General features: G+C 68.6%; 12 protein-coding genes. 9 read left to right on the plus strand and 3 right to left on the minus strand.

Annotation, left to right across the window (positions count from 1 at the left end):
- Window positions 1-39 precede the first annotated feature (39 nt).
- Window positions 40-711 (minus strand): DUF480 domain-containing protein, encoded by a 672-nt coding sequence (locus RTO53_RS01490; protein ID WP_312236113.1) that lies wholly within the window; start codon window positions 709-711, stop codon window positions 40-42.
- A gap of 111 nt (window positions 712-822) precedes the next feature.
- Between RTO53_RS01490 and RTO53_RS01495 the strand changes: the two genes are divergently transcribed.
- From RTO53_RS01495 to plsB, 5 genes are all read left to right on the plus strand, one after another.
- Window positions 823-1,749 (plus strand): 5'-nucleotidase, lipoprotein e(P4) family, encoded by a 927-nt coding sequence (locus tag RTO53_RS01495; RefSeq protein ID WP_312236114.1) that lies wholly within the window; start codon window positions 823-825, stop codon window positions 1,747-1,749.
- The gene (gene pyrF, locus RTO53_RS01500; RefSeq protein ID WP_312236115.1) at window positions 1,746-2,477 is read left to right on the plus strand and encodes an orotidine-5'-phosphate decarboxylase; all 732 of its coding nucleotides are present in this window, start codon (window positions 1,746-1,748) and stop codon (window positions 2,475-2,477) included. Before RTO53_RS01495 ends, pyrF begins: the two co-directional genes overlap by 4 nt.
- A gap of 236 nt (window positions 2,478-2,713) precedes the next feature.
- Entirely contained in the window at window positions 2,714-3,541 is an 828-nt protein-coding gene (locus RTO53_RS01505; protein ID WP_312236116.1) for a serine protease, read from the plus strand.
- Between the two features lie 314 nt (window positions 3,542-3,855).
- A complete protein-coding gene (locus RTO53_RS01510; RefSeq protein WP_312236117.1) occupies window positions 3,856-4,824 on the plus strand; it encodes a hypothetical protein in 969 nt (322 codons plus the stop codon).
- The gene (gene plsB / locus RTO53_RS01515; protein ID WP_312236118.1) at window positions 4,824-7,526 is read left to right on the plus strand and encodes a glycerol-3-phosphate 1-O-acyltransferase PlsB; all 2,703 of its coding nucleotides are present in this window, start codon (window positions 4,824-4,826) and stop codon (window positions 7,524-7,526) included. Before RTO53_RS01510 ends, plsB begins: the two co-directional genes overlap by 1 nt.
- A 298-nt stretch (window positions 7,527-7,824) precedes the next feature.
- Here the strand turns inward: plsB and RTO53_RS01520 are convergent, their stop codons facing one another.
- Window positions 7,825-8,028, minus strand: a complete 204-nt coding sequence (locus RTO53_RS01520; protein ID WP_312236119.1) for a DUF465 domain-containing protein — start codon at window positions 8,026-8,028, stop codon at window positions 7,825-7,827.
- 97 nt (window positions 8,029-8,125) lie between these two features.
- On the opposite strand from RTO53_RS01520, the gene ttcA reads away from it, so the two are divergent.
- The 3 genes from ttcA to RTO53_RS01535 all read left to right on the plus strand — a co-directional run bounded on the left by ttcA (window position 8,126) and on the right by RTO53_RS01535 (window position 10,879).
- Window positions 8,126-9,037: a tRNA 2-thiocytidine(32) synthetase TtcA gene (ttcA, locus tag RTO53_RS01525; RefSeq protein ID WP_312236120.1), complete on the plus strand. Its 912-nt coding sequence runs from the start codon at window positions 8,126-8,128 to the stop codon at window positions 9,035-9,037.
- A 45-nt stretch (window positions 9,038-9,082) separates the two neighbouring features.
- Complete coding sequence (locus tag RTO53_RS01530) at window positions 9,083-9,988, plus strand: recombination-associated protein RdgC (RefSeq protein ID WP_256777288.1); 906 nt, start codon at window positions 9,083-9,085, stop codon at window positions 9,986-9,988.
- Between the two features lie 102 nt (window positions 9,989-10,090).
- Entirely contained in the window at window positions 10,091-10,879 is a 789-nt protein-coding gene (locus RTO53_RS01535) for a SprT family zinc-dependent metalloprotease (RefSeq protein WP_312236121.1), read from the plus strand.
- Between the two features lie 75 nt (window positions 10,880-10,954).
- On the opposite strand, the gene RTO53_RS01540 is transcribed toward RTO53_RS01535, so the two are convergent.
- Window positions 10,955-11,827: a methylglyoxal synthase gene (locus RTO53_RS01540; protein WP_312236122.1), complete on the minus strand. Its 873-nt coding sequence runs from the start codon at window positions 11,825-11,827 to the stop codon at window positions 10,955-10,957.
- A 160-nt stretch (window positions 11,828-11,987) separates the two neighbouring features.
- Here RTO53_RS01540 and RTO53_RS01545 point away from each other — a divergent pair, with 160 nt between their 5' ends.
- The gene (locus RTO53_RS01545) at window positions 11,988-12,278 is read left to right on the plus strand and encodes a hypothetical protein (protein WP_312236123.1); all 291 of its coding nucleotides are present in this window, start codon (window positions 11,988-11,990) and stop codon (window positions 12,276-12,278) included.
- The last annotated feature ends 145 nt before the right edge of the window (window positions 12,279-12,423 follow it).

Consider the following 12,423-nt stretch of genomic DNA (forward strand, 5'->3'; position numbering starts at 1 on the left):
GCAGGTCATGGGTAGAGCCGAGCCATGCTCGGCTGCCTTTCAACCGCCCAACTGCGCGCGCAGGTCGGCCAGCTGTTCCTGCAGTTCGGCCACGGTGGCTTCCAACTGCTGCACGCGCGCTTCCAGCGCCGGGTTGCCAGCGCCGGCACCGCCGCCGCTGGACGATGCCGCCTTGTACTGCTCCGCGAGCGCCTGCCCGTCCACCGGACCACCCAGCAGGTGCATGTAGCGGTCTTCGCGCTGGCCGCTGGCCCGTGGCAGCTGCACGGCCAGGCCGCGCTGGATCATGCGCTCGATGTGGTGGCGCAGCTCCTCGGCATCCTGGAACGCGAACAGGCGCTCGCTGCGGGTCAGCAGCTCGTTCACCGTCTGCGGGCCCCGCAGCAGCAACAGGCCCACGATCGCCAGCTGCTGGCGGGTCAGATCCAGCGCGGCACCGGCGCGATGCTCGTAGCGCTCGGCGCGCGAGGAAAACTGCTGGCGCGCCAGGCCCAGCGTTTCCAGCTGGCGCAGCGCGTGGTGCACATCGCCGGCCGACAATGCCATCACCGGTTCGCGCGCGGTCTTCTGGTTGGCGGCCACCTGGGCGGCGTTGACCGTCAGCGGGTAGGCATCCGGCGTGGTCGCCTCCTTCTCGATCAGGCAGCCCAGTGCACGGGCCTGGGCCGCGCTCAGCACGGGCAGGGCGGGGGTCTGGGTGTCATCGGTCATGGCGCGCTCCGGGGTGTTTCAGGGGCGTGCAGCATAGCCGAGCCCCGCACCGCACATGATTGCCGCCGGACAAGCCGGTAAACTGGCGCGACTTTGTTGCTGGTGACCCCGATGCGTCGTACTGCTGCTGTTTCCCTGTCCGTGCTTGCCTGCGCCGTGATGGCGCTCAGTGCCTGCAAGCGCACCGAAGCCCCGGCCGAGGCCGCCGCGCCGGCGGCTGCCGCGCCCGCCAGCGCGCCGGCCACCACCGGTGACGCCGCCGTCGTGGCCAACGACAACCTCAACGCGGTGCTGTGGATGCAGCGCGCGCAGGAATACAAGGCGATCACCGAGCAGACCTACCGCGCCGCCGCCGACCACCTGGACAAGGCGCTGAAGGAAGCCAACTGGGACGCGCTGGTACCGGAGGAGCGCGGCAACGCCGCCAAGGGCCTCAAGCCGGCCGTGGTACTGGACGTGGACGAGACCGTGCTGGACAACTCGCCCTACCAGGCGCGCCTGGTGCGCGACGGCAAGGAATACGACGAACTCAGCTGGGACCAGTGGGTGGCCGAGAAGAAGGCCAGGGCGATTCCCGGCGTGGTCGATTTCGCCAAGGCCGCCAATGCCAAGGGCGTGACCCTGCTGTACATCTCCAACCGCGCCGTGCACCTCAAGGAGGCCACGCTGGCCAACCTGCGTGCCGAAGGCCTGCCGGTGGCCGATGACAGCGTGTTCCTCGGTCTGGGCACGGTGGTGAAGGACTGCGAGCAGGCCGGCAGCGAAAAGAACTGCCGCCGTCGCCTGGCCGGCCAGCAGTACCGCGTGCTGATGCAGTTCGGTGACCAGCTGGGCGACTTCGTCGAAGTCACCGCCAACACCAACGAGGGCCGCGACGCGCTGCTGCAGCAGTACCACGACTGGTTCGGCGAGCGTTGGTGGATGCTGCCCAACCCGACCTACGGCGGCTTCGAGCCGGCCCAGTTCAACAACGATTACAGCCAGTCGCGCCAGGCCCGCCACGATGCCAAGCGCGCCGCGCTGGATTACGCGCCGTGAGCCGCGCCCCGCTGCCGCTGCGTGACGATGAGCGGCTGATCTTCGCCCTCGACGTGCCCGGCCGCGAGGAGGCGCTGGCATGGGTGGACCGCCTGGGCGATGCGGTGTCCTTCTACAAGATCGGCATGGAACTGCTGGCCTCCGGCGAGTATTTCCAGGTGCTCGATGCGCTGGCCGCACGCGACAAGCGGGTGTTCGTCGACCTGAAGTTCTTCGACATCCCCGCTACCGCCGCGGCGGTGATCAAGCGCCTGTCGCAGTGGCCGGTCAGCTACGCCACCATCCATGGCTGGCACCCGGCCATGATGGAGGCGTGTGCTGCCGCCAACAGCAGCGACATGCGCCTGCTCGCGGTGACCGTGTTGACCTCGATGGGCCACGAAGACCTGCGTGGCATGGGGATCGACCGTGAACCGGTGGCGGTGGTGGTCGAGCGCGCGCTGGCCGCCCAGGCCGCGGGCATTGACGGGGTGATCGCCTCCGGCCAGGAAGCCGCGCCGATCCGCGCCGCCACCGGCCCCGGCTTCTCGATCGTCTGCCCGGGCATCCGTCCCGGCGGCCCGGTCGGCGACGACCAGAAGCGCACCGTGGGCGTGGCGCAGGCCTTCGCCGACGGTGCCGACGCGATCGTGGTCGGCCGGCCGATCCGCCTGGCCAGCGATCCGCGTGCCGCCGCCGAGGCCATCCAGCGCGAAATCGCCGGCGCCTGGCACGCGCGACTCGCCTGAGCCCCACCCGCCGCACCCCGGACCGGCGTGCGGTGTGACCCGGTAGCGCCCTGACCGCTGGAGCGGTAAGGGCCTGCCAATGCCTGTCGCAATTGCCGCGTATCCGCCTCGGGAAACCCCGCGTTGCCCGACAACAGCGCAGCGCGCCGCAGATCGCCCCGCCCCTCCTGCGATGGAATCACTCCGCCGGCACGACGTTGTCCGGCTCGATCCCATCACCGCAATGGAGGTGTTGCATGCATGTGCTTACCCGACTGGCCCTGGCGGCCGGTGTCCTCGCTGTTTCCCTGGCGGCCCGCGCCGCCCCGCTGCCACCCGACGGCGAACGGCTGCGTCCGCTGATCATCGGCGGGGTGGATGCGGTGAAGGACCAGTACCCCTTCATGGTCAGCCTGCAGCGGCTGGACTTCGGCGACTCGGACCATACCCGCCACTGGTGCGGCGCTACGCTGATCTCGCCGTCCTGGGTGCTCACCGCGGCCCACTGCGTGCAGGGTGCCACGCCGGCGGGCTACGCCGCGCTGGCCGGGGCCACTGCGTTGGACACCACCGTACGCAAACGTGCGTCCAACATCCGCGCCATCCACGTCCACCCGGCCTTCAACGGCAGCACCCTGGTCAACGATGTGGCGCTGATCCAGCTGCGCAAGCCGATCGATAGCGTTGCCCCCGCCGCCTTGCTGGACGGAGGCGACAGCGGCTACCTGCGCACTGGCCGCCTGTTCGACGTGATCGGCTGGGGCAATACCGGCCTGGAGGGCGAGGCCGCGGCGCCTGCCGTGCTGCAGACGGTCAAGACCCCGTTTGTTCCCTTCAAAACGTGCCGGGAAGCCTACCCGGGCCTTCAGCCGGGCACGTCGATCTGCGCCGGCACCGAGGGCATCGACAGCTGCCAGGGCGACTCCGGCGGCCCGCTGCTGGTGCAGCGACGCAAGCAGTGGACCGTGCTGGGTGTGGTCAGCTGGGGCCAGGGCTGTGCCCAGGCCGGCTATCCCGGCGTATACGCACGCCTGGCCGATGGGTATATCCGGGATTTCATCATGGCCACCTGGACGCGTGACTGAATTTCTTTAAAAACAAACACTTGCAGAGATCATTCTGAGGTGTTGCCTTAACTCCGGCGGCGGCGTAGGATCGCCGCCATCCGGCTCGCGCCGGACATGCGCCACACCATTGTCCTCCGGCTCGCGCCGGTTTGAAGAGGTCCCTGCCGGACGCCGGCACGGCCTCTTTTTTTTGCCTTGGGCAGCCTACCAAGAATGAAATAATCATCTGTTTCAATGCGTTGCGTCTGACTGCCAGGATCCGGGCAGGGTCCGGCTTGCCGCTGCAGGGGCGCAGGCCGCAAGATGCGGACCGGCCCGGGGAGTCCGAATTCATGTCCATGTCGTCCAAGTCGTGGCAGTACCGGGGGCATGCGCTGGCGCTGGCCCTGTGTGGATTGGTGCTGCTCAGCGCCTGCAAGGGCGATCGGATCGATCCGGATGCACCGGCGGCCGAGCCGGTGGCCGCGTTGCAGCAATTGGCCCGGCACGTGGCCGACAACGACCTGCTCGCCTATGCGCGGGCCTCGGTGCCGCCGTCGCGGTACCAGGAGCTCGAGACGGCCTGGGCCCAAGGCCACAGTCGCTGGCCGCTGACCGAACTGCCGCTGGAGGGCCAGCTGCTGCCGATGCTGGCTGCCCTGTCCCAGCCGGACGCGCCGCAGCGGCTGCAGCGTTCGTTCGATACCCAGATCGCCGGTCAGGCCACCGGGGTGCGCCAGGCCGCGCACTCGATGGGGCTGTTCGGCGTGCAGTACCTGCGCAACCAGACCGACTACACCGATGCCCAGCGGGCCCATTACAGCCAGGTGGTCAACGCGCTCAGCCGCTGGGCGGCCGCCGCGCCATTGACCGACAAGCAGCGCGCCAGGACCACCATCACCCTGCTCACCGCCACCGCGCGCACCACCGGCCTGTCCACCGACGCGCAGCTGCAGGCCGCCGGCATGGAAGCGTCGCTGCGGCGGCTGGGCCCGTTCTTCAAGGCCTTCAAGACCGCGCTGGCCAGCTATGGGCTGTCGCTGGACGGCGCGCTGACGGGGGTCCGCGGTGAAGTGGTGTCCCAGCTCGGCGACGATGCGGTGGTGCGGGTGCAGTACCCGCTGGCCGGCGAGCAGATCGAGGCCCAGGTGCGCATGACCCGTCGCGATGGCCACTGGTATGTGGCCCGCACGCTGGAAGAGGCCGACGCGCTGCTGCAGGGCGCACGGGCCGCGCAAGCTGAACATGACGCCCGCCAAGCCGCCGAAGCAGAGGCGGCAACCGCGGTCAAGGACGGTGCTTCTGCATCGGCTAAGCCATAATGAAGCCGATGCCGAACCAGAATCCCCTGCCTTTCCCCGGCGAAGAGCCGCCCAAGACGCCGGACGCTTCGTCCCCGTCGCCCGAAATCGTGGCCGCCACCGGCACCCCGGCCGCTCCCGGCCAGGGACTGCCCGAGGCGCCTGTCGGGGCCGAGCCGGCTACGCTTGCGCCCTCGGCCATCGTCCCCGGCACCCGTGCCCCGGTAGGCCGCCGCCCGTGGTGGGCGCGCCTGCTCGGCCGCCTGGTCGAGCCGTGGCTGGCGTTGAAGATCGAACCCGAACACCCTGGCCAGTACAACGACGGCCGCCCGGTGGTGTACGTGCTGGAGGACTACGGTCTGTCCAACGCGCTGATCCTGGACAAGGCCTGCCGCGAGGCTGGCCTGCCTTCGCCACTGGTGCCCATCGCCGGCGACCCGACCGGGCGCAAGCGTGCCTACGTGGCGCTGTCGCGCCGCAGCAGCAGCAATTCGCTGATCCCCGAGCAGCGCGGCGCCAAGACCCATTCCGATTCGCTGGCCAAGGTGCTGCAGGCCCATCGCGCCCGTGATGAGCTGGACGTGCACCTGGTCCCGGTGTCGATCTTCGTCGGCCGTGCCCCGGACAAGCAGAGCGGCTGGTTCGCGGTGCTGTTCTCGGAAAACTGGGCGCTGGTGGGCCGTTTCCGTCGCCTGCTGGCCGTGCTGCTCAATGGCCGCAGCACCATCGTGCGGTTCGCCCCGCCGATCTCCCTGCGCAGCACGATCAACGAGGGGCTGGACCCCGAGCGCACCGTGCGCAAGCTGCAGCGCGTGCTGCGTACCCACTTCCGCCGCATCCGCGAATCGGTGATCGGCCCGGACCTGTCCACCCGCCGCCTGCTGGTGGACAAGGTGCTGGACGCGGACACCGTGCGCGAGGCGATCGCGTCCCAGGCCAAACGCGACAACTCCAAGCCGGCCGATGCCTGGAAGAAGGCGCATGCCTACGCCTGGGAAATCGCCGCGGACTATTCCAGCCCGGCGGTGCGCTCGGCCAGCTTCATGCTCAGCCATGTCTGGAACCGCATCTATGCCGGCGTGCTGGTGCACCACCTGGACAAGTTCAAGGCCGCCGCCCCCGGGCACGAAGTGGTCTACGTGCCCAGCCACCGCAGCCACATGGACTACCTGCTGCTGTCCTACCTGCTGTACGACCGGGGCATCGTGCCGCCGCACATCGTGGCCGGCATCAACCTCAACCTGCCGGTGGTCGGCACGCTGCTGCGCAAGGGCGGTGCGTTCTTCATCCGTCGCTCCATCCGCGGCAACGCGCTGTACTCGGCGGTGCTCAGCGAGTATGTGGCGCAGCTGGTGGCCGGTGGCTATTCGATCGAATACTTCGTCGAGGGCGGCCGCTCGCGAACCGGGCGGTTGCTGCAGCCCAAGGGCGGCATGATCTCGATGACGCTGCGCGCGTTCCTGCGCCAGCCGCGCAAGCCGGTGCTGTTCCAGCCGGTCTACATCGGCTATGAAAAGCTGATGGAAGGCGGCAGCTACCTGGACGAACTGTCCGGGCGGCCGAAGGAGAAGGAATCGATCTGGTCGCTGCTGTGGTCCATCCCCAAGGTGCTCAAGCAGAACTACGGGCAGGTGGTGGTGAACTTCGGCGAGCCGATCGCGCTCAACGACGTGCTGGCCCGGCAGGCGCCGGAGTGGAACGGGCAGCCGGTGGGCGAGGACGAGAAACCGTCCTGGCTGTCGGGCACGGTCGACCATCTGGCCGAGCGTATCCAGGTGCATATCAACGGCGCCGCCGACGTCAATCCGATCAACCTGCTGGCGCTGGCGCTGCTGTCCACGCCCAAGCACGCGATGGGCGAGGCCGACCTCATCGCGCAGATCGAACTGTGCAAGACGCTGCTGGTGGAGATGCCGTATTCGGACCGGGTGACGGTGACCCCGCACTCGCCGGAGCGGATCATCGCCCACGCCGAGGAGATCAACGTCCTCACCCGCATCAAGCACCCGCTCGGCGACGTGCTCAGTGTCAGCGGCGACACCGCGGTGCTGCTCAGCTACTTCCGCAACAACGTCATCCATCTGTTCACCGCCTCCTCGTGGGTGGCCTGCTGCTTCCAGAACAACCGCCGCATGAGCCGCACCGGGCTGGTCCAGCTGGGCCGCACCGTGTATCCGTTCCTGCAGGCCGAGTTGTTCCTGCCGTGGACCGAGGAGGAGTTCGCCCAGCGCATCGAGCAGACCATCAACGTATTCGTGCGCGAGGGCCTGCTGCAGAACATCAACGACGATGACGGCGGCATCCTGGCACGCAACACCGGGCAGACCGACGAGGTATTCCGCCTGCGTGCGATCGGCCACTCGCTGCAGCAGGCGTTCGAGCGCTATTACATCGCCATTTCGGTGCTGGTGAAGAACGGCCCGGGCACGCTGGGTGCGGCCGAGCTGGAAAGCCTGTGCCAGCAGGCCGCGCAGCGCCTGAGCCTGCTGTATGCACCGGCCGCGCCGGAGTTCTTCGATCGCACCCTGTTCCGCGGCTTCATCCAGAAGCTGCGCGAACTGCGCCTGGTGTGGCCCGACGAGAACAGCAAGCTGCTGTTCGACGCGCGCCTGGATGCATGGGCCAAGGATGCCAAGTTCATCCTCGGCCGCGAACTGCGCCACACCATCGAACGGGTCAGCCCCGAAGCGGCCAAGCCGGAAGAGCCGGTCGCCACGGATTGACGGAAGCGGATCCGCCGAGGCGTATCCGGACGCATCCGGATCTGGACGTATCCGGGTCTTGTTGCGTTCGCCAGCAATGCGTAGGTACCGACCGTTGGTCGGTACCCGCGCGCAAGCGCGGCACACGCGCCTGGAGACCAGGCAACACGGCGTGCACCGGCTGACCGACGCTGACCACCGTCCGAAGCCGCATGCCAAGGTTCGTGGCGCCGGTGGAACGGCAGCCGACCAACGGTCGGCTCTACGCTTTGGAACATCGGCGGGGGTCGGTGGAACCGCAGCCGACCAACGGTCGGCTCTACGCCGGCTCGTCCGGAATGAGCATGTCTTCCAGTTTGGCGATGCAGTCTTTCAACTGCAGCTTGCGTCGTTTCAGACGCTTGAATTCCAGCTCGTCCTCGCCGTTGGCGGCCATGCGCTGGATCTGGTCATCGAGCGCGCGGTGCTCCTGCCGGAGGTGGGCAAGGCGGGCGCTGATGTCGGCGGGTGTCATGGTATCCACAGTCTCCGAGCATACACATCCACGGTGACGCGTGGGGGTGAACGCAGTCACTTCCCGGTGGCCGTGACGATCGGCACGAGCCGGTAGAATGACCCCCATGAGCGCCGTCTTCGCCCTGCCCGATCCCGTCCCGCGCGCCCGCGATCCGCGCGCGGCCGACGCCGTGCAGGACAAGCTGGCGCGGCGCCTGCGCCGCCAGGTCGGCCAGGCCATCGCCGATTTCGGCATGATCGCCGATGGCGACAAGGTGATGGTGTGTCTGTCCGGCGGCAAGGACAGCTACACCCTGCTGGACGTGCTGTTGCAGCTGCAGAAAAAGGCGCCGGTGCGCTTCGAACTGGTCGCGGTCAACCTGGACCAGAAGCAGCCGGACTTCCCCGCGCACGTGCTGCCGGCCTACCTCGAATCGATCGGGGTGGCCTACCAGATCATCGAGCAGGACACCTATTCGGTGGTCAGCCGGGTGATCCCCGAAGGCCGCACGATGTGTTCGCTGTGCTCGCGCCTGCGCCGCGGCGCGCTGTACCGCCACGCCGCGGAAAACGGCTTCAGCAAGATCGCGCTGGGCCACCACCGCGATGACAGCGTGGCCACGTTCTTCCTCAACCTGTTCCACCACGCCAAGCTGTCGGCGATGCCGCCCAAGCTGCGCAGCGACGACGGCCAGCACGTGGTGATCCGTCCGCTGGCCTACGTGGCCGAAGACGATATCCGCGCGTATGCGCAGGCGCGTGCGTTTCCGATCATCCCGTGCAACCTGTGCGGCAGCCAGGACAACCTGCAACGCCGCCAGGTCGGGCAGATGCTGCAGCAGTGGGAACAGCAGCACCCCGGCCGCATCGATCAGATCGCGCGCGCGCTGGGCAACATCCAGCCTTCGCAGCTGGCCGATCCGAGCCTGTTCGATTTCATGGCGTTGGGACGTAGCGACATCGCCGCTGCACCGCCCACGCCGTCGGCCTGGACCGACGCCACCCCCGACGCCGGCGGCGCACCCGGGCTGTCCTGAGCCGAGCCTCGCCCCGCCTTCCATTCACGACCTATCCGGACTTCCATGTTCTTTCGCAACCTGACGCTGTTCCGCTTCCCGACCGCCACCGATTTCTCCGAGGTAGATACGCTGCTGCCGCAGGTGCTGCTCAAGCCGGTCGGCCCGCTCGAAATGAATTCCCGTGGCTTCATCTCGCCGTTTGGCCGCGAGGAAAAGACCGTGTTCTCGCACCGCATCGGCGATGCGCTGTGGCTGACCGTTGGCGGCGAGGACAAGATCCTGCCGGGAGCGGTGGTCAACGACCTGCTGGCGCGCAAGCTGGAGGAGATCGAGGAGAAGGAAGGGCGCAAGCCCGGCGGCCGCGAGCGCAAGCGGCTCAAGGACGACCTGCTGCACGAACTGATGCCGCGCGCCTTCGTGAAGAGCTCGCGCACCGATGCGCTGATCGACCTCACCCACGGCTACGTGGCGGTGGACAGTTCCAGCCGCAAGACCGGCGAGAACGTCATGTCCGACATCCGTGGCCTGCTCGGCAGTTTCCCGGCCATGCCGCTCAACGCCGAAGTGGCGCCGCGCTCGATCCTGACCGGCTGGATCGCCGGTGAGGAACTCCCGACCGGGCTGAGCCTGGGCGAAGAGTGCGAGATGAAGGACCCGGCCGAGGGCGGGGCGGTGGTCAAGTGCCAGCACCAGGAACTGCGTTGCGACGAGATCGACAAGCACCTGGACGCCGGCAAGCAGGTGACCAAGCTGGCGCTGGTGTTCGAGGACAACCTGTCCTTCGTGCTCGGCGATGACCTGATCGTGCGCAAGCTGAAGTTCCTGGACGGCGCGCTGGACCAGCTCGAGCACGCCGACGATGACGGCCGCCGCGCCGAACTGGACGCCCGCTTCGCCCTGCAGAGCGGTGAAGTGCGCCGCCTGTTCCTGCTGCTGGAAGCGGCCTTCAAGCTCAGCAAGGCCGACTGACGCCCCTGGCGTCCCGGGTGGCGCGCGGGAGCGCGAACCACCCGGGATCGGCTGAACAGCGCGCAGTCATGCGCCGGTCACCGCCGGCGCTATGCTGTACCCATGTCTGGATTCCTCCGCCGCCTCATTTCGCCGGCTGCCCCCGCCGTGCAGCGCGATACGGTACGACTGCGCCTGGAGGATGCGGAGATCGATGTCCTGCGCGTGCGTGATCCACGTGCGCGCCGGATCAAGCTCAGCGTCGACGAACGCGGTGTCCGCCTGACCCTGCCGCCGCGGGCCAGCCTGGTGATGGGCGAACGTTTCCTGGAACAGCACCGCGACTGGCTGTCGACCCAGCTGCGCAGCTACCAGGCGCAGAACCTGCCGCCGCCGCTGGTGATCGGCGAACCGGGACTGCTGCCGCTGCGCGGTGAACTGTTGCCGCTGCGCTGGGAGAGCGGTCGCTACGCGCACATAACGCTGGACGATGCCGGCGCCTGCCTGCACTGGCCCGCACGCGGCACCGATGCCACCCTGCGCCGCACGCTGCGCGAATTCTACGAAGCACAGACCCGCGCCGATGTGGGCCAGTGGCTGCCGCGTTACCTGCCCGGCCTGCCACGCGCACCGGCCCGGTTGCGGCTGAAGGTGATGTCCTCGCAATGGGGCTCGCTGGCCCCGGACGGCAGCATGGCGCTGGACCTGGCGCTGGTGCTGGGGCGGCCGTCGGCGTTCGAGTACGTGCTGGTGCACGAGCTCTGTCATCTGATCCAGGCCAATCACTCGCCGGCGTTCTGGGCCGAGGTCGAACAGCGGTTCCCGAACTGGCATGCCGAGCGCGATTACTTCCAGTTCGAAGGCCGGCGCCTGAAAGCGATGCTGCGGCAGGTGCTCACCCCGACGGGGTAGAGCCGACCGTTGGTCGGCTGCTCGCGCGGGTGGGCTTCCATGAGGAGCCGGCCAGTGGCCGGCACTACCGATGTCTCAGCGGCGCGCGCGCGCGGCCGCCGCCTGCGCCCAGCGTTCGGCCACGCGCGGGGCGGTGATGCACACGGCCTGGTCGGTGACGGTGGTGACCGCCCGTTCGAGCAGCTGGATGTCCGCTTCATGCTGGCGTGCCACGTGCGGGTCCTCGAAGAAGATCGCGCGCTGGCAGTCGCCTTCCAGCACCCGGTCGGCGATCTGCGCATCGCCGCCCATCGGCCCGCTCTGGTAGCGCTCCACCCACGCCTTGTCCTGCGGCCAGCCGCGGCTCCAGGCCAGCTCGTTGAGGCGCTGGCCGGTGGTGCCGGTGCCGACCCGGTGGCGGAACCGCGACAACAGGTCGAAATGCGCGTCGGCGAAGGCCAGCATCGCCGGCTTCATCGCATCGTGGGCGATCAACGCCAGGGTCTGCCGCTCGAAGGCGTGCAGGTCATCGGCCCCCGGGTCGGCGGCGAAGCCGGCGTGCACCCGCTCCACCTCCACCCAGTCGCGCGCGGTGGCCACGGTGGAGATGAACGGCTTGCCGTGGATCACGCACTGGCGTTTGAGCGCGGTCGCCTCGGGAAAGATCGAGGACGGGTCGACCGGGTCCATCAGGTAGATCGCCCCGTCCAAGGTGCGCTCCGGCGCGCCCATCCCGACGACCTCGGCGACCAGCTTCATCAGCCCGCCTTCGCGGCCATTGGGGTAGCGCTGCAGGGGGGCGAAGTCGGGCAGGAAACCCAGGCGCTGGATCGCATCGAAGGTGCGCCCGACCGCGTGCAGCTCCACCCCCAGCTCGCGCAGCCCGGCGTCGCAGGCGCGCAGCCAGCGGAACAGGGCGGCGTGCTTGTCATGATGGTGCAGGCGGTTGGCGGCCAGGCCGATGCGCATGGGAGGTATCCGGGACGGGAAAGCGCATTCTATGTCGCTTCGCGCTGTGCGAAAGCGCGATCGGCATCACTGGTCTTCACGCGTTTTCGTATTAGTTGCATGGTTCGGGGGCGGGCCATAACCGACAGTGGGTGCTGTCAGTCAATCAGGAAGTCCTGCCATGACCCTCCCCAATTCTGCCCACTGCCTGTCAGACGCTTCCTCGGCAACCGACCGCAGCGCCCGCATCCGCGCGCTGGGCCGGTTGTTGCGGCATGCCGCCGCCGGCGATGCGGACGTGCTGCTGGCCGGCCTGGCGCGCATGCTGGACGCGCATATCGGCAACGAACACGCCGACGGTGCCAGCAACGAACGCATCCGCGACCAGCTCGATGAGATCGAGCTGCTGCTGGCGCTGGAGATCGAACGCGCCGGCGTGCGCACGGCACCGCCGTTGTCGAACGCGGCCTGAGGAGCAGCCGGGCATGGCCCGGCTCTACCAACCGCGCGGGTAGTGCCGGGCCACGCCCGGCAACCAAGACCCACCACAACGAAGCGGTAATGCCGGGCCACGCCCGGCAACCCCGACCCACCAAAACGAAGCGGGTAGTGCCGGG

The sequence above is a fragment of the Stenotrophomonas sp. genome, from assembly GCF_031995405.1.
Lineage (GTDB): Bacteria > Pseudomonadota > Gammaproteobacteria > Xanthomonadales > Xanthomonadaceae > Stenotrophomonas.